Source organism: Maritalea myrionectae, assembly GCF_003433515.1.
Classification (GTDB): domain Bacteria; phylum Pseudomonadota; class Alphaproteobacteria; order Rhizobiales; family Devosiaceae; genus Maritalea; species Maritalea myrionectae.
Genome location: NZ_CP021330.1, coordinates 1,668,897 through 1,686,566 on the forward strand (window position 1 = coordinate 1,668,897; position 17,670 = coordinate 1,686,566).

The following is a 17,670-nucleotide window of genomic DNA, read 5'->3' on the forward strand; positions in this document are numbered from 1 at the left end:
TTGAGCCGCATAGTGGGCGGCATCTGCCAAAACAATCATGAGGGTGATCACAAAGACAAAGGCTCCGGTGTATAGGGTTTGGATGGGGGTGAGGGTCATTGGATCGCCTCGATCACTTTGCTGGCTTCATCAGTCAGACGGTAGCGGCGCATCTGTTGGTCAATCTTGCACTCAACTGCGCCAGCCTCCCGCATGACACGAAGGTGCCTAGACATTGCAGGGTCTGTGAAGCCGAACTTTAGCTTTTCTAAAATGTGGCCAACGGGTGCCCATTCATTGCCGCGCAGAAAGATCGCGGTTTGCAATCTCGCTTCATTGCCTAGGGCGTTTAAAAGCTTCGCCTTATCCATTGTCTTTCTCCTTGGCCTTATCGGCGGTGCGTTTTTTGATGAAACGGGCCAATGATTGGGCATCGCCGTGAAATTTCTTGGCGCACCAAATCCATTTGCCAGTTGAAGGCCAGTAATCCAGACGGTGAACGTTCAGGACTGTTGACCAGTGATATTCGGTGTGTTTCTGCCAGCGGCACGGCCACTCAATGGCTTGTGCATCACTTAATCGCTCTTCTTTGCGATGCTTTACCGATGCATCCCATTCGCGATAATATTGCGCCATCTCACCCATCATTCATCTCCCTGTGTGGGGTGGGCTTTGGAAAGGGCGGCGCGGCCTTTAAGCGTGGCAGCAACGAGGGAACGCGTAGGCCTAATTGCATTGATCACTTCAAGCACCTCTTGAAGTGCCTCATACAGATCAGGTGCAGCTGCGATTAAGCGGGCGTTGGCCTTTGTCTCATCGGAGTTTTCTTTGCCCCAATTGCCTTTTTCAGCACTCCAAAGAAGGGCAGGGTATACTTCTACGATTGGGTTAAAGTATTGATCGCGGGGCATTGGCTTTACCTTTTTCCCGTTTCCGGTCACAGTCCAAGGCCCCTTTGTAAATCTCTCAGCCATTCCAGCCTCCTATAGTGCGTGTGGGGTGAGGGCGGACTAAGCCGCGACCTCGTTGATCAATCCGTCTAGATATGTGTCGGCGTGGAGAGTAATGAGCTGGCAGGGGCTTTCAGTCTTTGCGCCCTCAAAGCAATAAGCATCGGCGTTGCGCTCATAGTGCCAATCGGCCAAAGCGTGGGCGACTTCAACAGTCACATCGTCCGCGCTTTCTTCACCGTCTTTATGGCCAAGAATGGTGCAATCAATGCCGTAGCAAGTTGCCTGATCAAGCAAATCATCAATGTCGGTAAAAACGAATGTTTCCAGCACTTCACTGCCTTCAACGATCACCGCTACAAATGTTTTGTATTGCTCTAACTTGCTCATGCTCTATCTCCGTTCGTTGAGATAGAATGTACGATTATCGTATATAGCCTGTCAAGCGCAAAATGTACGATTATTGTATATTTATTATTGCGCCGTGAGAATCGCCCTGCTATAAAGAGGGTGTACAAACTTGATGAGAGAAAAAGTCACTCTTAACCCGGGAGGCTACCATGTAACCCCAATTGAGTTTCCAGCGTTTAGATCAGGACATATATATATCGTGAGCGGGGGTTGGCGTTTAGACGCTAGCCCCTTTTAAGTGTCGATCAGAGATCGGCGCACACGACCAATGACATTCGCCGCTCCGTCTATATCTGGCGGGCCAACGTCATGATAAGAAGCGGGTTGAAAAGGTGGGTTTTCATTTGGACGATATCGCTTGTACGTTGCATGACCTTCTTCATCAGCAACCACATAAAGTGCATTCGGCACAAGTTCGCGATCATCCAAGTCAACGAATATAATGCTGTCTGGCGGGCTGATTTTATTCATGCTGTCGCCCGATACGCGTAAAGCGATCCAATTACCCTTTGGCAGACCAGCGGTCTCGACTGGTGGAAATTCATCGAAATCAACAACAGGCGCTTGCTCTGTTAGCTGTCCGGCACTCACCCAGGAAACGAGCGGCACAGTCATTAAGTTGCGCCTAACCGTTTGGCTTTCGACGCCTGTATATAGCTCGACAAATTCCGGTAGGGGCATTTTGAGAAATTGAGCCACAATGGGCAGTTCGGTCACCTTAAGTTCGCGCGTGCCTTTTACCACTTCATGCACACGGGCATAGGGTAGATCAAGCGCTCGACCAAGCGAAGCCTTAGTCTCGCCTATCTCTTTTAACCGATTTGTTATCCAATCTCTCATATCGCGATTATTCACTTTTTACATAAAATTGGGATATACAAAATTCGTATAAATAGTGCTTGACTTGATATGTACGATAATCGTATATATGGATTATGAGCAACGTAGACAAAATTATTCATGCATTCGGTGGCCTTCGCCAAACGTCCAAAGCATTGGGTCATAAGCACGCGTCCACCGTTCAGCATTGGGTCAAAACCGGGGCAATCCCGCATTGGCGCATCCAAGAAATCGAGCAAGCCGCCGAGCGCCATTCAGTGAGCATCGATGATGCATGGCTGAACGATTTTCGACAGGGCGCAGCATAGGAGAGGGTGATGGATAATCCAGTACTAAAGCAAATGACCATCGAAAATCTAAGGTCAGAAGCCACCGCAATGTATGAGGCTGCTCGAAAGTTAAAGCTGATCACAGACAATCTGGACGAGCACCTACCGGGGGCTGATTGGAAAGCGGGTCGTAACCTCGAACATGCACGCCAAAATGCATTGAGAGCGGCTGAAGCCATCGAAAACACCTTGGATAAGGTGAAATAGGGGGTCGCAATGGAAACCATAGCTTTGAGTTTTGGTGCGGTTGCTTGCTTCATTCTGGCATCGATCTGCGTGATTGTCGCGTTCGCGAATTGGTTTGAGAGACCATACGGAAATTCACATTTGGGTTGGTTTGGTGCTGGCATGTGCGCCTTTATTGGCTTTGCCACCTGTTTGGTGCTGCTATGACCTTCCTCCTAGACCATAAGTTCCTACTGGCATTTTTGCTTTTCTGCTTTGCACTTCGCATTGCCTTTAACGATGTAAGCGTGGGGGTGTGGGTATGACTTGGCGCCAAGCGGCAAGACGCGTGATCATGGAAGTCCATCAGTCTCTTCCAGATGATGCAACTTTGAAGCAGCGCAAGAAAGCGTTGTTCGACGCCTATCCTTTCGGATTGCGCAGGTGGTTTCCGTACAAAATGTGGTGTGAGGAACAAAAGAAATACCTCGCTAATTACGGAGGGCCCGCACCGAGGAGCTCCAAACAGGAAGAGAGCCATCTTGTCTATTCAGAGGAAGGCCAACTCAAGTCAAAACTCGACCTATTTAATGAGGCTAATCAATCATGACCCGCCAGCAAACCACACCAAGCAGAGAAGGGGCATTTTCTCTTTCGGGGAAGTGCTTGGTATGGCTTGCGGGTGGACTGCAAGACTTGAAACCGTTCGTTTCAAGATGGCGCGGCGGTGCGAGCGTCGGATACTCAATACTGCCGCGCCCTTTTCCACTTTGCAAAATCTATAACCCTAGCCGTTCCCTCCCTAGCGGCAACTGGGCGGCGACTTGTCGACTCCTCCCGACCTCCAAGGGTCGTCGCCCTTTTTTCTTCTGCAATCGTTCGGAAAAGGCGCTCCAACGCCTCGTCCAATGGTTTGAATTCATTCGTCACTGTGCGTTCTCCGATGCACTCCGTCTTCCTTGGTCTGACACCATTCAATCAGATCGAGGAACAAAATCTTGCAAAAGAATTACAAAAATTTGGAGGGGCGAAAAATGACCTACATCGATGCCTCTGACAGCAAGGGCGATATTCAAGAATACATTCGGAAAACATGGCCGCGCGATAACAACATCTCAGCAGCGCCTAAATTCCAGAACGCCATCAACTCCATTCTAAGGCGCATGAGCGAAAAGCGGAAAGAGCAGCTAGCTATTTCTCGCCGCCGCGCTGAATCCATCATTAACGGTGAAGCCAGTGCCAAATATCGGTCTTGGGAAAACGCCGCCATTCAAGAATTATTAGAAGGGGCCACTCATGAAGAAAAAGTGTCGCTTAAGCGAATTGACGAGCTTATGGCCGAAATCCAATCCATTCGGGAATTTGTCGAAAGCCAACAGGTTAGAGGCTAAAGGCGTTCAAATGGTTGAGCGGGGCCACAAACTGGCCAAGCGTGGAAAGCAAAAAATGGTGGACGGGATAAAGCTACGTCAGCAGCCGCCCATGCCTAAAAACCATGTTCCCAAATGGGTTTGGTATTTGGCTGGCGCTGTATCAGCAATTGCCATTTTGGCTGCTGCTCTTTTTGATTTTGGGGTGATGGCATGATCCATCTGACCTGCAAACACATGCCGCCAAGCGTGAATGCTTGCTTCGCCAATAACCGCAAAACAGGTGGCCGGCACAGAACAAAACGCTACACCACATGGGCCAATGCTGCTGGTTGGGAATTGAAACCCCAAAAGCGCAATGCCTTCATTGCTGGCGCCTTCACCATCACCATTGTTTTGGACCGCAAGAGTTTTCGCAAGGGACGTGACATCGACAATATCTGCAAGCCGATTTTGGATTTGCTGCAAACCCTTGACTTCATCAAAGACGACAAATTTTGCGAACGTTTGACCGTTGAAAAAGGCGCGGTTGAAGGCGGCGGATTTGAGATTTTCCTAGACGAAATTACCGTGAAGGAGGCCGCATAGTGGGCGAAATATCTATGGATTCCCCGAAGGCTCTAAAAGCTCAAAAGCTAATCCGGCAAGGCAATAGCTATCACGAGGTTGCTAAGGCTTTGCACATTGGCGTTTCCACCGTTTATCAGATCGCCGCTTTCATTGAGTGGGGTCAGCCAAAGCTGGCGCACGTTTCATTGATAGAGCGCATGAAAGCGGGGCAGGTATGAGCCTACCCTATTTCCCTATGTACCCGTCCGATTTCGAGGCCAAGACATCGCACTTGACCCTTGCAGAAGATGGCGCATATAACCGCCTGTTGCGCATTTGCTGGATGACGCCAGGATGCACAATACCGGATGACGAAGCATGGATTATGCGCCGCGTTCGAGCCCTTACCGATGAAGATAAAGAAGCAGTTCGGACCATTTTGGCGGAGTTTTTCACCGTCGAAAACGGGCGCTATAGCAATGCTAAACTGATGCAAATTTGGCGAGAGTCAAACAAGGCGCATGAGAAGCGGAAAAATGCCGGGGCTAAAGGCGGAAAAGCTAAGTCCTTGAAAAATAACAATACAGCGCATAGCAATGCTGTAGCAAAGCCCAAGCAACCAGAACCAGAACCAAATAAAGAAAAAGAACTATCTAAAGATAGCCCAAAAAAAGGTTCTCGCGGCTCATGCTTGCCTGATGATTGGCAACCCTCAAACGAATTTATCGACTGGCCAGTTCAAAACCTGAATTGGACCATCAATCGATCTCAAGCCGAAGCGGCCAAGTTCAAAGATTACTGGATCGCCAAGACCGGGGCAGGGGCCACCAAAAAGGATTGGCTGGCAACGTGGCGCAATTGGTGCCGCAACGCGAGACCGCCCGGACCCGATCAAATCCAAAGGCAAGAAACCGCAACCCAAAAACTCAAACGCGAAGCGCAAGAACGCTGGAACTTAAGCACGGAAGGAAAGCACCATGACCAATCGCCCAGAAATACTAGCGGTCCTCTTCGACTGGTTGCAAGTTCCACCGAGTAAGTCTGACGACACCGTGGGGTATTTGCAAAAGCTGGAAGAGGTGGCAATTCGCTACCCCGAAAGCGTTTTGCAAGTGGTGGTTGAAGATTTTAAATTTGACCGCGTGGAGGGCCAAAGCACGACTTGGCTACCCGACCCAGTGCTGTTCGCCAAGCAATGCAACAAGCGCAACGAATTGAACGTGTGGCGAGAAAAGCGGGCGCGGATTAACAGCGAAATAAATGCCGATCGCGCCCTGACATACCAACCACCACAGGAAACGCCAGAACAGCGACAAGCGGCATATGAGCGCTGCATGGCCAAGCTGAACTTGCCCGGCGAAGAGGATCAGTTTGAACAGCGAGTGAAGGCCCAAAGCGAGGACTATGTGCCGGACAACGGCATCCAGGCCGATTACGACGGTTTACCCCACCCACAAGACCCACGGCCACTTGCGGAGCGCCTCAAAATAGGTGCGGGCGGAAATTACGCCACACGGAACACCAAGGCAGCGCCTGAGTTTCAAAAGGCTGGCGATCTGGCAAAGGGGTATGCGCAATGACCCACCTCACAGCACCAAAAGGGGAGGCAGCATAGATGACCGATCAAAGCAAATACCAAATCGCCATAGAGGCGATACGGACGAAGCGCCATTATCAAACCGAATTGGCTGAAGCTATGGGTGATGATAAGTGGCTTAACATGCCATCGTGTGGTGATCTCTCTGCGATACATCGGGTAATGAAACGCATGTTTTCAGAATACCTATCTTTCGATGTCGGGCATAACATTCATGGTGTTTGCTTTGCCAGCATCAGAACAAGCCCGAAAATCGAAAAGAATTGGTATTCTGACGAAGATAGCTTCGAGCCATCCCCCGCCAAATCCCTACTAATAGTCATGCTTATGGCCTTAGAGGAAATGGAGAAACGTAATGATTGATGAACTCCAATGGGCAATTGCCAAAAAGATTTATGAGTGCCGAAATGGGGCGGGATGCGTACCTTGGCACCGCCTCCCAGCTCTAACGCAAAATCCATACTTGAGTGACGCTGCTGCGGCTATGTCAGCCATGAAGGAAATGGATAAGCGGGGTGAAGCGTGATGAAGTGGGAATCTCATGGATATGTTGGCGTGGTTGGAAAGTGGTTCAATATCGGTGACGAGGGTTTTGGGTGCACCATAATGATCAAGCGCAAGTTGGCAGCTTGGGCCATTGGTTTTGAGTTCGTCAAACGCGGGTTCATCGTCTATATCGGACCATTTCTTTTTGGACTCGGAATGATTAATCGAGAGGATCGATCATGACCCCACGAGACCGCGCAGAAAAGATAGTAGAGCGCTTTTTAAGCACACCCGAGGGCTTTGCCCCAGACGACAAGCAATCGCTTATTGCGGCCATAGAGCAGGGCATGAATGAGGTGCTGGAAGATGCGGCGACTAAGCTGGATCGGTTTCTGATGACTAGAACGTCACTTCAAGTTGAAGGCGTTGTAGATGCGGTGCGTGACGTCAAATCCCTGAAATCCAATACCTCCCCCCGAAAAACGATTACAGACAACCAAAAGGATGAAAAACGATGACTAACACCGAGGAATTGATCGCAGAAGGATTAACAGCCTTCACGCTAATGGCCCACAACAACTCTAGAGCCGCTGGATGGTACAGCGATTTGGAAACAGGCGAAGCGCTTGATCGCAATGTACCGGAAATGATGGCGCTAATTCATTCCGAAATCAGTGAGGCACTAGAGGCGTTCCGAAAGAATTTGAAGGATGAGAAATTGCCTGAGCGTGACGGGGTTGAAGTGGAGCTTGCAGACGCGATGATCCGAATTGCCGATTTGGCTGCATATCTTCGTTGCGACATTGGCGCAGCGGTGATTCAAAAGATGCGGTTCAACAAGACGCGCGAAGATCACAAAATTCAAAATCGCAAACAAGGTGGGAAGAAGTTTTAATGAGCGGATCAGTCAACAAATGCATAATTGTGGGGAATCTAGGCGCTGACCCTGAAATTCGCCACACCAATGACGGGCGCAAGATCGCCAATCTACGGATCGCCACAAGTGAGAAATGGCGCGACAAAAATTCGGGTGAGCAGAAAGAGCGCGTTGAGTGGCACCGGATCACAGTGTTCAGCGAAGGTATTGCAAAGGTGTGTGAGCAGTATTTGCGCAAAGGATCGACTGTTTACGTCGAAGGCCAGCTACAGACCCGCAAGTGGCAAGATCAGGATGGCAATGATCGCTATTCCACTGAAATCGTACTGCAAGGCTTTAATTGCACCCTCACCATGCTAGGCGGCAATAACCAGCCCAAGGGTGAGGGGCAGCAACCGGATTATGGCGATCAGCCCGCAGACGAAGATATTCCATTCTAGGAGGTGAGAAGATGACCGAGAGCTTAGGCGAGGCACTGCCAGCCAAGATGAAATTTATTCGCGAAGAGGTAATCCCGGCTTATCAGTCGATTGGACCAGCGGGAAATTTAGCAATTGCGATGATGAACCAAAGTCTAACCATTGCCGAAAAGGCTTTGGCAGAGGGCGATTTGGTTCAAATGATGCGTTCGTATGAGGACTTAAAGGACTACAAACTGTAACCCCACCCACACAGAAAGGATAGAGGATGACATTTACTATATCATTTGGTTGGTGGTTAGCCCCAGCTTTGACCTCAATGCTCTTTTTCGTGCTGGCGGTAGGGCTGACTAATTATCTCGAAAAGAGTCCGGAAGGGCGGGGCATTATCGGCGCCGGATTTAGCGGAATTGCAGCTGTCGCCTCGCTGATAGTTTGGTTGATCTGGGCTGTGTTAAAATGAACGATAAACAGTGACACCACCACCCAAATCACGTAAAATGAAAAGCGCAATGACAAAAGAAAAAAGACTTTATGATGCTCTTTCGGAACTAAAGCACGCCATGACAGAAATTGGCGTCGCTCGGTTCAGCATTGTTACGTCTGATAAAGAGCACCATAGAGAGATTTGGCAAAGCGATTTGGGTGGCAGTCATGCCGAGCCACCGCACCAGTTCCACTATTGCGGCATTTCATTTGAGACCACAACAGAGGTCAAGGAACAAGTTGCCTTGGAAAAGAAGGCGATGATTGAATCCTTATTCTACGGCCTGATTTATGAGGCCGATTATTCAGCGGAATATCTAAAGAAAATTCTAGACGATTTCTAATATGCCATATGGCACATAAAAGGGGTATATGTGCCAGAACTTTCAACCCATAGGGAGGGTCGGAAGTATGATAAATGAAGCTAAACAAAGCAGAAATACGCTCAGCCCGCGTTGATGACCCGTCTCTATCACATTCAGAGATCATCTATCAGCGCCAGCTAAAGCCCAATAACCCACACGTTGGCAAAACCTTTGCTGATGTAAACATGCGGACATTGATAGGCGGTTTAGCGAGTGTGCGTCATGTTCCGGTTTATCGACAGAAAACAGCAGCCAAGTTTAAGATATTGGTTGAGGCTGGCCAGGTTGGCGGCACCAAGGCCCAAGACTACACCCGCGAAATCGTGGACAACAGCGGCATTGATCCCGAACTGGTGTTCATTATTGGCGATTCAAACCGTCATGAGCTTAAAGAGGCATATCAGGCGCTCGGCATGATTCGGGGCAGGGTTCTATACCAATATATCGTTGATGGCGTCTCCTGCGCATCTCTCGCCCTCACATGGCGGCGATTACTTGAGGACTGCAAGGACCGCAAGGCAAGAGAGCTTATGCAAGCCTATCTGTATGACTGCTTGGACGTGCTGGCGAAACTGTGGGGCTTTAAATCATGAAATTGGCACTTGAATAAATTCAAATAGGGGTTGACCTGCTTGCCAACCTTTGCTACAGATATGTTAATGACCCGTAAAGGGTCAAAAGTGATTTGGGATTGAGGCAATGAGCCGCGAAGTTTTGTTTTCAGTGACAGCCAAAGATTGCCGCTTCGATTATTATCGAGGGTCAGGCAAGGGTGGCCAGCACCGTAACAAAACAGATTCAGCCGTGCGCTGCACTCACATCGAGAGCGGCGCGGTCGGCAAGGCGGAAGATAACCGAAGCCAGCATAAGAATAAGCAAACGGCTTTTCGACGCATGGCAGAAACCCAACGCTTCAAAGATTGGCATAAGATTGAAACAGCGCGGCGTTTGGGCCGATATGTCGGTATTGACGACGAAGTTGATCGCCAAATGAAGCGCATTCGAGTTGAAGTTAAAGAAGGCGGTAAGTGGGTTCCTGACCCTGCCTTCACATAGTTACTGGCGCGGCGCTGAAAGTAGAAGCGCTAGGTCACGTGAATGACTGCATAGCTTGGGCCAATCCTTGGTGAAAGCCTAAAAATTTGTTCGGGGGTTAGGGTTCCCAGTAAGCCGTGGTACTTGCAGCAAGCAGGAGTAACGCCCTGCCGCCAGTAAATACATAGCCCTCGCTTCGGCGGGGGTTTTTCTTTGCCTCAATAAAGGAGGCCAGCATGACAGACATAGAGCTAATGGAATACCTGCCAGAAGAGCATGAGCTTGCGATTAAATCCAATCGCCTCGCGCTTGAGGCTATCGTATGGGACATGGTTGACGTTGCTGGAGTTGATGACGTGGTGACAGATCTAAAGCTGTTGCTGGAAAAGCTAGAAGCGAGGCTGAATTGAGTTTCCATGAATTTGCAGACTAATCGAAAGGGATGCCCAATGCGCATCATTACAGAACACAAAGTTAATGCAGCCAATGACAAGTTGGAAATTTCGGTAATTGACGAGCCGGGCGTGGCGGGCCGATATCCATTCCAATAAAAAATCAATGTTTTTGGGCACATTCACTAGTGAGCTTGAGGCTTTCAAGGCTTACTGCGAAGCATCGAAGCGCTCCCATGGGGCGTTCGGCAACACAAGAGGTGTTTAGATGGCCGCTCCGCTTGGTAACAGCTTCTGGAAGGCTCGTTCATCACATGGACGCAAGCCTATCTTTGAATCTCCTGATCAGCTTGAAAAAGCCTGCCAAGAGTATTTTGATTGGGTAGAAGCTAATCCGCTGTACGAAATAAAGCCGTTCAATACAAAGGGCGGCATTGTTCAAGAGCCTGTTGCCAAGATGCGCGCAATGACCATCGCGGGCCTTTGCATCTTCTTGGACATTGGGCAAACAACATGGTCTGAATACAAGGCGAACAAAGATTTTGCGGGGGTCATCACGCAAGTGGAGGACATTATCCGTACGCAAAAGTTTGCTGGCGCAGCTGCGGATCTTCTAAACCCAAACATTATTGCGCGCGATTTGGGACTTGCTGACAAGAAAGAACATTCAGGGCCAGAGGGTGGCCCAATGGAGCATAAAGCGTCTGATAAGGACTTAGCTAGGGCCATCGCCACTATTCTCGCCAAAGGCATCAAGATTGAACCAGACGCTTGATCTTTCACAGATTGAGGCCGTTATTGCTTCACTCACAGATGAACAGAAGAGCGAACTTCGCACACTCGTAAAGCCTGAGCTTGAGAAGCCGTTTATTGCTACGCCGGGGCCGCAACTGAACGCGCTTATGAGCGAGGCTGATCTAATCCTATATGGAGGCGCTGCAGGCGGAGGGAAAACGGCGTTAGAGGTGGGCGCCTTTTTCCTAGGGCATCAAGATGGAATTATCTTTCGACGTGAGGCCACGCAGTTAGACGGAATTATCTCTTTCGTTAAAGAGTTGGGCGAGGGGAGTTTGGGCCGATGGGTGGGCGGCTCAGAAAGCGTATTCAAGTTTGACGATGGGCGCACGCTAAAGGCGGCAGGCCTCAATCAAACTGATGATTGGCGAAAGCACGCGGGCCGTGGCCGCGACTACATGGCGTTCGATGAAGCGGCGGAATTTGAAAAAGAACAAATCTTCTCACTTCTTGGCTGGCTTCGATCCACGAAAGAGGGGCAGCGCTGCCGAGCTATTCTAGGGTCAAACCCTCCTCGTGGCGGTGATGGCGGGTGGATGATTGAAGAGTTCGCCCCTTGGCTTGACCCAATGTTTGACGACCCCGCTGAACCGGGCGAATTGCGTTGGGCTATTGTCGTAGGTGGCGAAACTGAGTGGGTCGATGCAGCAGGCGAATATGAACGAAATGGCGAAGCATACACAGCGCTGAGCCGCACGTTTATTCCGTCATTGTTGGATGACAACCCATATTTGAAGGATTCAGGCTATAAGGCGCGCCTCCAAAGTCTGCCGGAGCCTTTGCGCTCTCAATTGCTCTACGGTGACTTTATGGCGGGCCAAAAAGACCATGATTGGCAGGTCATTCCGTCGCGTTGGATCGAAGAGGCTCAGGAGCGCTGGCATAATCGATCTATTGTTGGTCGAGAGATGGTTGCGATTTCTGCCGATATTGCCATGGGCGGCGCCGATAACCTCGTTATTGGCTCGATTTTTGATGATTATACAATACCCGAGATGACCATTATCAAGGGCATTGATGTTACCAGCCCGTCTGAGATTGCAAAGCATATTGTGCGCAATCGTCGCGATAGCGCAGATGTGAGTGTTGATTATACAGGCGGATGGGGTTCTGGCGTAAAAAGCCATTTAGAGCAGGACCAGGGCATAGATTGCTTTGGCATTGTCTATTCGAAAAAGTCGCTTGCAAGCGCGATTAACGGCGGTTTGGGCTTCATAAATATCAGGGCGCAGATGTATTGGCAGCTTCGGGAGGCCTTAGACCCTGAAAGCAAGACACACGTGCCAATAGCTTTGCCGCCTTCGGCGAGATTAAAGGCTGAACTTGCAGCGATTCGATACAAGATTACTGGCGATAAAATCCAGATTGAAAGCAAAGACGAAGTCAAAAAGCGTCTTGGCCGTTCAACTGATGAGTCTGACGTTTTGGCCATGCTTTTACACAGGTTTGGCCAAGCACAGCGAAACAAGGTTACCGCGCACCGGGGCAGCGTGAAAGTTAATTTAGGCCATGCGAGCCGAAAGAAACGGAGACGTTAAAATGGGTGGTATTTTTGGCGGTGGTGGCCAGAGGAAAGTAGAGCCAAAGCGGATGCCGGATCGCAACGACCCGCGCCATATCGCAATTGAACGCCGCAAGAGGCAAGAGATTTCAAATCGTTCTGGCCGCTCTTCGACAATTCTCAGTCGACCAATGCAGGGCGCTCCAGGCACGCAATCTTACAGCAATACACTTTTGGGCGAGGCTAAATAGATGCAAGACATCGCAAATCGCCTGAAAAACACCGGTGACACGCTATTTAACAAAAAAAGCGAATGGGATGAGCTTTGCCAAGAGATCGCGGAGCACTTCCACCCTTTGCGGGCCGACTTTACGACATCATTCAATCTTGGAACTGACTTCCAGACTGATCTGATGGAAAGTACAGGCGTACAAGCTCGCGAGACGTTGGGTAATGCGCCAAATGCCATGTTGCGTCAAGGTAACTGGTTCCGCGCCCATACAGGCATTGAAACGATTGATGATGTGCCAACGAATGAAAAGTGGCTGGAAAAAGCGACCAAGCGGTTTCGCCAAGCACTATATGACCGCCGCGCAAATTTCGTCGGTGCTACCATTGAGGCTGATCATGATTGGGTGACATTCGGCAACCCTGTACTTTGCGTCCAAACAGATTCAGGCCGTGAGCATTTGATCTTCAAAGCCTATCATCCGCGTGATTGCGCATGGATGGAGAATGAGCGGGGCGAGGTCGACCACCTCCATCGCAAGGCGCCAATGACAGCGCGTGCAATTATGAAGCGCTATCCAAAGACTGCTCACGATACTGTCAAGCAATTGGCGACAGAAGACGGGTCAAAGCATGTTCAAGTGCGTCAAGTCGTTCTGCCTGTTGACGAGCTTAATTATGATAAAGATGACCGCCGCAAAAAATTTGGCGATAATGAGTTTGCTTCGATCTACATCGATTGCGACAACAGCGTTGTTCTAAGCGAGTCGGGTCTAAAGCGCTTTAACTTTGTTGTGCCTCGTGCAAGGCGCGCTGGTCGCTTCCCGCAAGGGTTCAGCCCTATGACGGTGGTTGCGTTGCCTGACAGCCGATCACTGCAGGTTGTGACCGAAACGCTTCTAGAAACTGGTGAGAAAGCCGTTGACACCCCGATCCTCGGCAATGCGAACGTCTTCCGGGATAATCTCAACTTTTACGCTGGTGGTTTCACCAGTGTGGATCTAGGGGAGGGGACAAAGCTAAGTGATCAGGTTATGCAGTTGCCGCCTTCTGGTGATTTTAATGTCGGATTGCGGATGCAGGAAGACTATCGCCGGATGATCCACGAAGCATTTCTATTGAACAAGCTGTTCCTACCAAACGTACGCGAAATGACAGCGTTTGAAACGGCGCAGCGGATGGAAGAGTTTAGACGCGCGGCCTTGCCATTCTTTGGGCCAATCGAAGCGGAGTACCATTCCCCATTGCTTGATGTATCGTTTGATATGGCACTCGAGTTGGGGATCTTCAAAGATTTGATCAGTGAAATGCCAGATGAGTTGCAAGACGTTGACGTCATCTTTGATTTCGAAAGCCCGCTTCGCGAGGTCGATGGCGCTAAAAACCTGGCCGCGTTTAAAGAGGGCTTGCAGATCACTGCAGCGGCCGCGCAGGTCGACCAAAGCGTTACAAAATCAATCGATTGGAGCAAGGCGTACGATGATGCGATGCGCGGTGCTGGCGCAAAGGCTGAATGGTTTAGCGATGAAGACCAAGTGCAAGACGATAAACAGGCCGATAAAGCACTTCAAGCAATTGAGCAGGCGGCGGTTTTGGCCAATTCGGGCGCGCAAGTTACGCAGAATGTTGCTGAGGCAGAGATGGCAGCGCAAGAGGCGGGATTAAATGCAGCCTAAATACCCATGTGATGATAGCCAGCGGGCAGCAGCTATGGCTGTGCGCCAAGGCACAGCGAACGACACTCAACAAGTGGTGTTCTTTAATTGGATCGTTCAGCAGATTGCTGAGGTTCAAGGCATGTCTTTCAGGCAAGATCCATACGAAACAGCATTTAACGAAGGCAAGCGCTTTGTGGGTCAGAGCATTATTGATGCGTCAACGCCTTCAAGCAACCCAAAACCAAATCCATAAGAGGCGAACATGGATCACATTCTAAAACGACTATTGCTTAATGGCGCTCATGAGGCGCCTTTTTTTATGCCTGCTGATGATGGCGGTAATTCGGGCGGCGACGCAGAGACTAACGCTCAAGACAAAAAGCAAGCCACAGATGATCAAAGTCCGTCCGATGGCGAGAAAGATCAGCAAAACGATGACGCCACTTTATTGAGTGACGACCAGTCTCAAGACGATAAGCAAAAGACTGATGATGCGGATAAGTCGGAAGGCGAGGAAGACCAAAAGGACGACAAGTCATCTGATGATGGCGAAAAGCTGTTACTGACGGATGAAATGCGCGATCAGATCGCGAACGGCGACAAAAAGGTTCGAAGCCTTCTTAGTCGCTACACCACACTGCCCTCGATGGCACGCGCGTTGGCTGAGGCTAACCGCAAAATCTCACAAGGCAATAAAGCGCCTGAGCGGCCTGACCCTGCTGACAAAGAAGCGATGCAAAAATATCGCAAAGAGATGGGGCTACCTGAAAGCGCTGACGGCTACAAGCTCAATGATAGCGTTTTGAAGCGGCTTGGGGACGACGATAAGCCAATGCTGGCAGACTTTACGGAGTTCGCCCATGAGCGCGGCGCAACACCACAGGAGCTTGATCTGGCCATTGAATGGTATGCAGAACGTCAAGAAGCCGCGATGGCTCAGGAAATTGAGGCCGACCGGACTGCTAAAACGAAAGCAGAGGACGATTTGCGGGCAGAGTGGGGGCCCGAATACCGCGCCAACCTTTCTATGGCGTCGCGTATGGTCGAATCTATTCCAGGCGTTGGCCCTGATTGGAATAATCTCAAGTTGGAAGATGGTCGCAAGCTTGGCAATATTCCAGAATTCATCACTCACATGGCCGAACTCGGTCGCCGGGAATTTGGCGACCCAGTTTTTGCCGATTCAGACAGTGAAGCCGCACACAACTCGCGCAAAGCTGAGCTTGAAAAAATTCGAGATTCCGACATCGACAAATGGGATTCAGACTCATCGTTGAAAAAGGAACTCACCGAGATCTACGCGCGCGAGGAAAAGCGCAAGAAGTAGTGTCTATCTAACCTTGAAAGGCAAAGGTCACCCCTTAATTGGCCCCGGCGCTTTTCTCTTCACCTGCCTATATGCAAGCCCCGTACGTTTTAGCCGACACCCTGCGATCGCAGCACGGATAAACACGCGGACACCCTTCGCAGCAATGGCTCTGTTCTTTTAATGAAAGGATCGGGTACAATGTCTGTAGAAGCTGCAGTAATCCAGTACCGAAAAGAAATGGTCGCCGCCTTTGCGCAGCGCCAATCAATGCTCCGTATGGCCACAACTAAAGAAATGGTCATCAAGGGCAATCAAGCCACGTTCCTCGTAGCGGGCAATGCAACTGACCGTGCTATTACGCGCGGCGCGAATGGGAACATTCCATATAACAACCCAACCAACTCGCAAGTCACTGCAACTCTTGAAGAAAAGCACGCACCTTATCGCTTGACAGGCTTTAATGTGTTTGCGTCTCAAGGTGATCAGGACAAGTTGATGCGCAACGAATCTGTAGGCGTGATCAACCGCGATGTCGATTTGACAATTCTAGATGCCCTGTCAGCGGGTACCGTAACATCTGGCACGGGCGCAGTTACATTGGCGCAGCTTGGTGAGGTTCAAGCAACTCTTGGCGAGGCTCATGTTCCTATCGATGACCAGGAGAATATGTTCGCTGTTGTTTCACCAAAGCTCATGACGAATCTGCGCAACTTAGAGCAATTCTCAAGTGCAGATTATGTCGAGATGAAGCCGCTTGCCGGTCCAGCCAAAAAGGTTGCGCGTTGGTATGGATTCAATTGGATTGTATCCAGCTTGGTAGATGGCTTGGGCACAAACTCTGAGACCTGTTATTTCTTCCACCGTGACGCCATTGGTTACGCGGGCGATGTCACCGAAGACAAGATCTTTGCTGGCTACAACGAAGAGCAAGGTTTCTCTTGGTCTCGCGCCGAAGTTTATCACGGCTCTAAGTTGCTCCAAAACAGTGGCGTGGTGAAATACACCCACGACGCGACGGCATAATTTTAGGGAGCTTCGGTTCCCTTTTCTTTTCTAAAAATCGTAAAGGGCTATTCAAATGGCTTATGCAACAACTAACCCGCCCAATGTGGTTGCGGGCGATGTAGGCACAAACAGTGTTTGGGTCTATGCATCAGAGGACATCCATACAGATGTTGATGCGACTGACTATTTTTCCAACGGTGATGCGCTTGGTATGCGCGTGAATGATGTTGTGATTGTGGTTAAAACCACTGCCACCATTGGCGCAACTATCCATGTGGTAACCGCAGTGACAACTGACGGCGCGGCTACAATCTCACCTGCAATTCTAGCTTAAGCGTATTGCGGCCTAGCGGCCATGGTACGCCTCTATCGTGGTCGTGGGGCGGGTTTATTCCGCCCCAAAGCCACAATCACAAAATGAGGCAATTATGACAAAAGATTTCAAGCGGTTGCCATCCTCGGCAATCCGCAATACTGCCGATTATTCTCGTGCACACTATCATGTAAACGTTGGCAATGATGTAACATTAGAAGACCTGTTAAAGCCTGTTTTCTGGTCGCATCATGACGGCTTACTTTTGCCCGGCACATTGATTGACGTGTTATCCAGCGATTTTTCTTTGGATGTGCAGCTTCGCGTAATCTCAAACGTGGATCGCATTGTGAAAGTGCGTGTGCTGCGAGAAAACATTCAAGAGGGACGCAATAGTCGTGATGATCTGGAGGCGGCTGAGGCTATCGTTGAAAACCTCCCAGAAGGGTACAAAATTACGCACTCCAATCGTTGGGGCTATGCCGTTGATTTAGATATCGATGGTAAGGCTAGCGGCATCGCCAAAAGCTTGGAGACGAAAGAGCAAGCGGTCAAAGCCGCGCAAGCGCATTTCAAAGAGATGAACGGCGAAACGGACTCTGACGAGTAAG

Annotated in this window: 30 protein-coding genes and 1 pseudogene; 26 read left to right on the forward strand and 5 right to left on the reverse strand. The window is 49.9% G+C overall.

The window, feature by feature from the left end; translation table 11 throughout:
• Window positions 1-95: 95 nt before the first annotated feature.
• The 5 genes from MXMO3_RS08310 to MXMO3_RS08330 form a co-directional block, all read right to left on the reverse strand.
• Complete coding sequence (locus MXMO3_RS08310) at window positions 96-350, reverse strand: ArsR/SmtB family transcription factor (RefSeq protein ID WP_117395548.1); 255 nt, start codon at window positions 348-350, stop codon at window positions 96-98.
• Complete coding sequence (locus tag MXMO3_RS08315) at window positions 343-624, reverse strand: hypothetical protein (protein WP_162889182.1); 282 nt, start codon at window positions 622-624, stop codon at window positions 343-345. Before MXMO3_RS08315 ends, MXMO3_RS08310 begins: the two co-directional genes overlap by 8 nt.
• Entirely contained in the window at window positions 624-890 is a 267-nt protein-coding gene (locus tag MXMO3_RS08320; RefSeq protein ID WP_162889183.1) for a hypothetical protein, read from the reverse strand. The genes MXMO3_RS08315 and MXMO3_RS08320 overlap by 1 nt, the downstream gene beginning before the upstream one ends.
• A 99-nt stretch (window positions 891-989) precedes the next feature.
• Entirely contained in the window at window positions 990-1,319 is a 330-nt protein-coding gene (locus tag MXMO3_RS08325) for a hypothetical protein (RefSeq protein WP_117395551.1), read from the reverse strand.
• Window positions 1,320-1,574: 255 nt separating this feature from the next.
• Window positions 1,575-2,180 (reverse strand): S24 family peptidase, encoded by a 606-nt coding sequence (locus MXMO3_RS08330; protein ID WP_162889184.1) that lies wholly within the window; start codon window positions 2,178-2,180, stop codon window positions 1,575-1,577.
• Between the two features lie 95 nt (window positions 2,181-2,275).
• On the opposite strand from MXMO3_RS08330, the gene MXMO3_RS08335 reads away from it, so the two are divergent.
• The 26 genes and pseudogenes from MXMO3_RS08335 (at window position 2,276) to MXMO3_RS08470 (ending at window position 17,669) form a co-directional block, all read left to right on the forward strand.
• Window positions 2,276-2,488 (forward strand): carph-isopro domain-containing protein, encoded by a 213-nt coding sequence (locus MXMO3_RS08335; RefSeq protein WP_117395553.1) that lies wholly within the window; start codon window positions 2,276-2,278, stop codon window positions 2,486-2,488.
• A 9-nt stretch (window positions 2,489-2,497) separates the two neighbouring features.
• Window positions 2,498-2,716, forward strand: coding sequence for a hypothetical protein (locus MXMO3_RS08340; protein WP_117395554.1), 219 nt, complete (start codon window positions 2,498-2,500; stop codon window positions 2,714-2,716).
• A 992-nt stretch (window positions 2,717-3,708) separates the two neighbouring features.
• Window positions 3,709-4,065, forward strand: a complete 357-nt coding sequence (locus MXMO3_RS08350) for a hypothetical protein (protein ID WP_117395556.1) — start codon at window positions 3,709-3,711, stop codon at window positions 4,063-4,065.
• Between the two features lie 10 nt (window positions 4,066-4,075).
• The gene (locus tag MXMO3_RS08355; protein ID WP_117395557.1) at window positions 4,076-4,261 is read left to right on the forward strand and encodes a hypothetical protein; all 186 of its coding nucleotides are present in this window, start codon (window positions 4,076-4,078) and stop codon (window positions 4,259-4,261) included.
• Complete coding sequence (locus tag MXMO3_RS08360) at window positions 4,258-4,632, forward strand: RusA family crossover junction endodeoxyribonuclease (protein WP_117395558.1); 375 nt, start codon at window positions 4,258-4,260, stop codon at window positions 4,630-4,632. Before MXMO3_RS08355 ends, MXMO3_RS08360 begins: the two co-directional genes overlap by 4 nt.
• Before the next feature lie 14 nt (window positions 4,633-4,646).
• Window positions 4,647-4,832, forward strand: coding sequence for a helix-turn-helix domain-containing protein (locus MXMO3_RS08365; RefSeq protein WP_162889185.1), 186 nt, complete (start codon window positions 4,647-4,649; stop codon window positions 4,830-4,832).
• Complete coding sequence (locus MXMO3_RS08370; protein WP_117395560.1) at window positions 4,829-5,632, forward strand: YdaU family protein; 804 nt, start codon at window positions 4,829-4,831, stop codon at window positions 5,630-5,632. The genes MXMO3_RS08365 and MXMO3_RS08370 overlap by 4 nt, the downstream gene beginning before the upstream one ends.
• Entirely contained in the window at window positions 5,571-6,173 is a 603-nt protein-coding gene (locus tag MXMO3_RS08375; RefSeq protein ID WP_162889186.1) for a hypothetical protein, read from the forward strand. The genes MXMO3_RS08370 and MXMO3_RS08375 overlap by 62 nt, the downstream gene beginning before the upstream one ends.
• Before the next feature lie 35 nt (window positions 6,174-6,208).
• Window positions 6,209-6,553 (forward strand): hypothetical protein, encoded by a 345-nt coding sequence (locus MXMO3_RS08380; RefSeq protein WP_117395562.1) that lies wholly within the window; start codon window positions 6,209-6,211, stop codon window positions 6,551-6,553.
• A gap of 362 nt (window positions 6,554-6,915) precedes the next feature.
• Window positions 6,916-7,194: a hypothetical protein gene (locus MXMO3_RS08390; protein ID WP_117395564.1), complete on the forward strand. Its 279-nt coding sequence runs from the start codon at window positions 6,916-6,918 to the stop codon at window positions 7,192-7,194.
• The gene (locus MXMO3_RS08395; RefSeq protein WP_205468104.1) at window positions 7,191-7,571 is read left to right on the forward strand and encodes a nucleoside triphosphate pyrophosphohydrolase family protein; all 381 of its coding nucleotides are present in this window, start codon (window positions 7,191-7,193) and stop codon (window positions 7,569-7,571) included. The genes MXMO3_RS08390 and MXMO3_RS08395 overlap by 4 nt, the downstream gene beginning before the upstream one ends.
• Window positions 7,571-7,948 (forward strand): annotated as a pseudogene (gene ssb, locus MXMO3_RS08400) (single-stranded DNA-binding protein); the annotation flags it as partial. The gene MXMO3_RS08395 and the pseudogene ssb, both read left to right, overlap by 1 nt.
• 56 nt (window positions 7,949-8,004) lie before the next feature.
• Complete coding sequence (locus MXMO3_RS08405; RefSeq protein ID WP_117395566.1) at window positions 8,005-8,214, forward strand: PH domain-containing protein; 210 nt, start codon at window positions 8,005-8,007, stop codon at window positions 8,212-8,214.
• Between the two features lie 270 nt (window positions 8,215-8,484).
• Window positions 8,485-8,802, forward strand: a complete 318-nt coding sequence (locus tag MXMO3_RS08415) for a hypothetical protein (RefSeq protein WP_117395568.1) — start codon at window positions 8,485-8,487, stop codon at window positions 8,800-8,802.
• A gap of 74 nt (window positions 8,803-8,876) precedes the next feature.
• The gene (locus MXMO3_RS08420; RefSeq protein WP_117395569.1) at window positions 8,877-9,416 is read left to right on the forward strand and encodes a hypothetical protein; all 540 of its coding nucleotides are present in this window, start codon (window positions 8,877-8,879) and stop codon (window positions 9,414-9,416) included.
• 130 nt (window positions 9,417-9,546) lie between these two features.
• Window positions 9,547-9,879, forward strand: a complete 333-nt coding sequence (locus MXMO3_RS08425; RefSeq protein ID WP_281273950.1) for a peptide chain release factor family protein — start codon at window positions 9,547-9,549, stop codon at window positions 9,877-9,879.
• A 215-nt stretch (window positions 9,880-10,094) separates the two neighbouring features.
• On the forward strand, window positions 10,095-10,268 hold the full coding sequence (locus tag MXMO3_RS18655) for a hypothetical protein (RefSeq protein ID WP_162889187.1): 174 nt from the start codon (window positions 10,095-10,097) through the stop codon (window positions 10,266-10,268).
• A gap of 250 nt (window positions 10,269-10,518) precedes the next feature.
• Window positions 10,519-11,025 carry a DNA-packaging protein gene (locus tag MXMO3_RS08430; protein WP_117395571.1) on the forward strand — a complete coding sequence of 169 codons (507 nt, stop codon included), beginning with the start codon at window positions 10,519-10,521 and terminating at the stop codon, window positions 11,023-11,025.
• Window positions 11,009-12,583: a terminase large subunit domain-containing protein gene (locus tag MXMO3_RS08435; protein WP_117395572.1), complete on the forward strand. Its 1,575-nt coding sequence runs from the start codon at window positions 11,009-11,011 to the stop codon at window positions 12,581-12,583. Before MXMO3_RS08430 ends, MXMO3_RS08435 begins: the two co-directional genes overlap by 17 nt.
• Window position 12,584: 1 nt before the next feature.
• Window positions 12,585-12,797 carry a hypothetical protein gene (locus MXMO3_RS08440; protein ID WP_117395573.1) on the forward strand — a complete coding sequence of 71 codons (213 nt, stop codon included), beginning with the start codon at window positions 12,585-12,587 and terminating at the stop codon, window positions 12,795-12,797.
• The gene (locus tag MXMO3_RS08445; protein WP_117395574.1) at window positions 12,798-14,450 is read left to right on the forward strand and encodes a portal protein; all 1,653 of its coding nucleotides are present in this window, start codon (window positions 12,798-12,800) and stop codon (window positions 14,448-14,450) included.
• A complete protein-coding gene (locus MXMO3_RS08450; RefSeq protein WP_117395575.1) occupies window positions 14,440-14,685 on the forward strand; it encodes a hypothetical protein in 246 nt (81 codons plus the stop codon). The genes MXMO3_RS08445 and MXMO3_RS08450 overlap by 11 nt, the downstream gene beginning before the upstream one ends.
• Window positions 14,686-14,694: 9 nt before the next feature.
• Window positions 14,695-15,759: a hypothetical protein gene (locus MXMO3_RS08455; RefSeq protein WP_117395576.1), complete on the forward strand. Its 1,065-nt coding sequence runs from the start codon at window positions 14,695-14,697 to the stop codon at window positions 15,757-15,759.
• A 180-nt stretch (window positions 15,760-15,939) separates the two neighbouring features.
• Window positions 15,940-16,764 carry a phage capsid protein gene (locus MXMO3_RS08460; RefSeq protein ID WP_162889188.1) on the forward strand — a complete coding sequence of 275 codons (825 nt, stop codon included), beginning with the start codon at window positions 15,940-15,942 and terminating at the stop codon, window positions 16,762-16,764.
• Between the two features lie 55 nt (window positions 16,765-16,819).
• Complete coding sequence (locus MXMO3_RS08465) at window positions 16,820-17,080, forward strand: hypothetical protein (protein ID WP_117395578.1); 261 nt, start codon at window positions 16,820-16,822, stop codon at window positions 17,078-17,080.
• A gap of 94 nt (window positions 17,081-17,174) precedes the next feature.
• Window positions 17,175-17,669, forward strand: a complete 495-nt coding sequence (locus MXMO3_RS08470) for a hypothetical protein (RefSeq protein ID WP_162889190.1) — start codon at window positions 17,175-17,177, stop codon at window positions 17,667-17,669.
• Window position 17,670: the final 1 nt, after the last annotated feature.

Bases quoted from the DNA above. Each gene is read 5' to 3' on its own strand.
- MXMO3_RS08310 (WP_117395548.1), bottom strand. From the start codon at position 350: ATGGATAAGGCGAAGCTTTTAAACGCCCTAGGCAATGAAGCGAGATTG.
- MXMO3_RS08315 (WP_162889182.1), bottom strand. From the start codon at position 624: ATGGGTGAGATGGCGCAATATTATCGCGAATGGGATGCATCGGTAAAG.
- MXMO3_RS08320 (WP_162889183.1), bottom strand. From the start codon at position 890: ATGCCCCGCGATCAATACTTTAACCCAATCGTAGAAGTATACCCTGCC.
- MXMO3_RS08325 (WP_117395551.1), bottom strand. From the start codon at position 1,319: ATGAGCAAGTTAGAGCAATACAAAACATTTGTAGCGGTGATCGTTGAA.
- MXMO3_RS08330 (WP_162889184.1), bottom strand. From the start codon at position 2,180: ATGAGAGATTGGATAACAAATCGGTTAAAAGAGATAGGCGAGACTAAG.
- MXMO3_RS08335 (WP_117395553.1), top strand. From the start codon at position 2,276: ATGAGCAACGTAGACAAAATTATTCATGCATTCGGTGGCCTTCGCCAA.
- MXMO3_RS08340 (WP_117395554.1), top strand. From the start codon at position 2,498: ATGGATAATCCAGTACTAAAGCAAATGACCATCGAAAATCTAAGGTCA.
- MXMO3_RS08350 (WP_117395556.1), top strand. From the start codon at position 3,709: ATGACCTACATCGATGCCTCTGACAGCAAGGGCGATATTCAAGAATAC.
- MXMO3_RS08355 (WP_117395557.1), top strand. From the start codon at position 4,076: ATGGTTGAGCGGGGCCACAAACTGGCCAAGCGTGGAAAGCAAAAAATG.
- MXMO3_RS08360 (WP_117395558.1), top strand. From the start codon at position 4,258: ATGATCCATCTGACCTGCAAACACATGCCGCCAAGCGTGAATGCTTGC.
- MXMO3_RS08365 (WP_162889185.1), top strand. From the start codon at position 4,647: ATGGATTCCCCGAAGGCTCTAAAAGCTCAAAAGCTAATCCGGCAAGGC.
- MXMO3_RS08370 (WP_117395560.1), top strand. From the start codon at position 4,829: ATGAGCCTACCCTATTTCCCTATGTACCCGTCCGATTTCGAGGCCAAG.
- MXMO3_RS08375 (WP_162889186.1), top strand. From the start codon at position 5,571: ATGACCAATCGCCCAGAAATACTAGCGGTCCTCTTCGACTGGTTGCAA.
- MXMO3_RS08380 (WP_117395562.1), top strand. From the start codon at position 6,209: ATGACCGATCAAAGCAAATACCAAATCGCCATAGAGGCGATACGGACG.
- MXMO3_RS08390 (WP_117395564.1), top strand. From the start codon at position 6,916: ATGACCCCACGAGACCGCGCAGAAAAGATAGTAGAGCGCTTTTTAAGC.
- MXMO3_RS08395 (WP_205468104.1), top strand. From the start codon at position 7,191: ATGACTAACACCGAGGAATTGATCGCAGAAGGATTAACAGCCTTCACG.
- MXMO3_RS08405 (WP_117395566.1), top strand. From the start codon at position 8,005: ATGACCGAGAGCTTAGGCGAGGCACTGCCAGCCAAGATGAAATTTATT.
- MXMO3_RS08415 (WP_117395568.1), top strand. From the start codon at position 8,485: ATGACAAAAGAAAAAAGACTTTATGATGCTCTTTCGGAACTAAAGCAC.
- MXMO3_RS08420 (WP_117395569.1), top strand. From the start codon at position 8,877: ATGAAGCTAAACAAAGCAGAAATACGCTCAGCCCGCGTTGATGACCCG.
- MXMO3_RS18655 (WP_162889187.1), top strand. From the start codon at position 10,095: ATGACAGACATAGAGCTAATGGAATACCTGCCAGAAGAGCATGAGCTT.
- MXMO3_RS08430 (WP_117395571.1), top strand. From the start codon at position 10,519: ATGGCCGCTCCGCTTGGTAACAGCTTCTGGAAGGCTCGTTCATCACAT.
- MXMO3_RS08440 (WP_117395573.1), top strand. From the start codon at position 12,585: ATGGGTGGTATTTTTGGCGGTGGTGGCCAGAGGAAAGTAGAGCCAAAG.
- MXMO3_RS08445 (WP_117395574.1), top strand. From the start codon at position 12,798: ATGCAAGACATCGCAAATCGCCTGAAAAACACCGGTGACACGCTATTT.
- MXMO3_RS08450 (WP_117395575.1), top strand. From the start codon at position 14,440: ATGCAGCCTAAATACCCATGTGATGATAGCCAGCGGGCAGCAGCTATG.
- MXMO3_RS08455 (WP_117395576.1), top strand. From the start codon at position 14,695: ATGGATCACATTCTAAAACGACTATTGCTTAATGGCGCTCATGAGGCG.
- MXMO3_RS08460 (WP_162889188.1), top strand. From the start codon at position 15,940: ATGTCTGTAGAAGCTGCAGTAATCCAGTACCGAAAAGAAATGGTCGCC.
- MXMO3_RS08465 (WP_117395578.1), top strand. From the start codon at position 16,820: ATGGCTTATGCAACAACTAACCCGCCCAATGTGGTTGCGGGCGATGTA.
- MXMO3_RS08470 (WP_162889190.1), top strand. From the start codon at position 17,175: ATGACAAAAGATTTCAAGCGGTTGCCATCCTCGGCAATCCGCAATACT.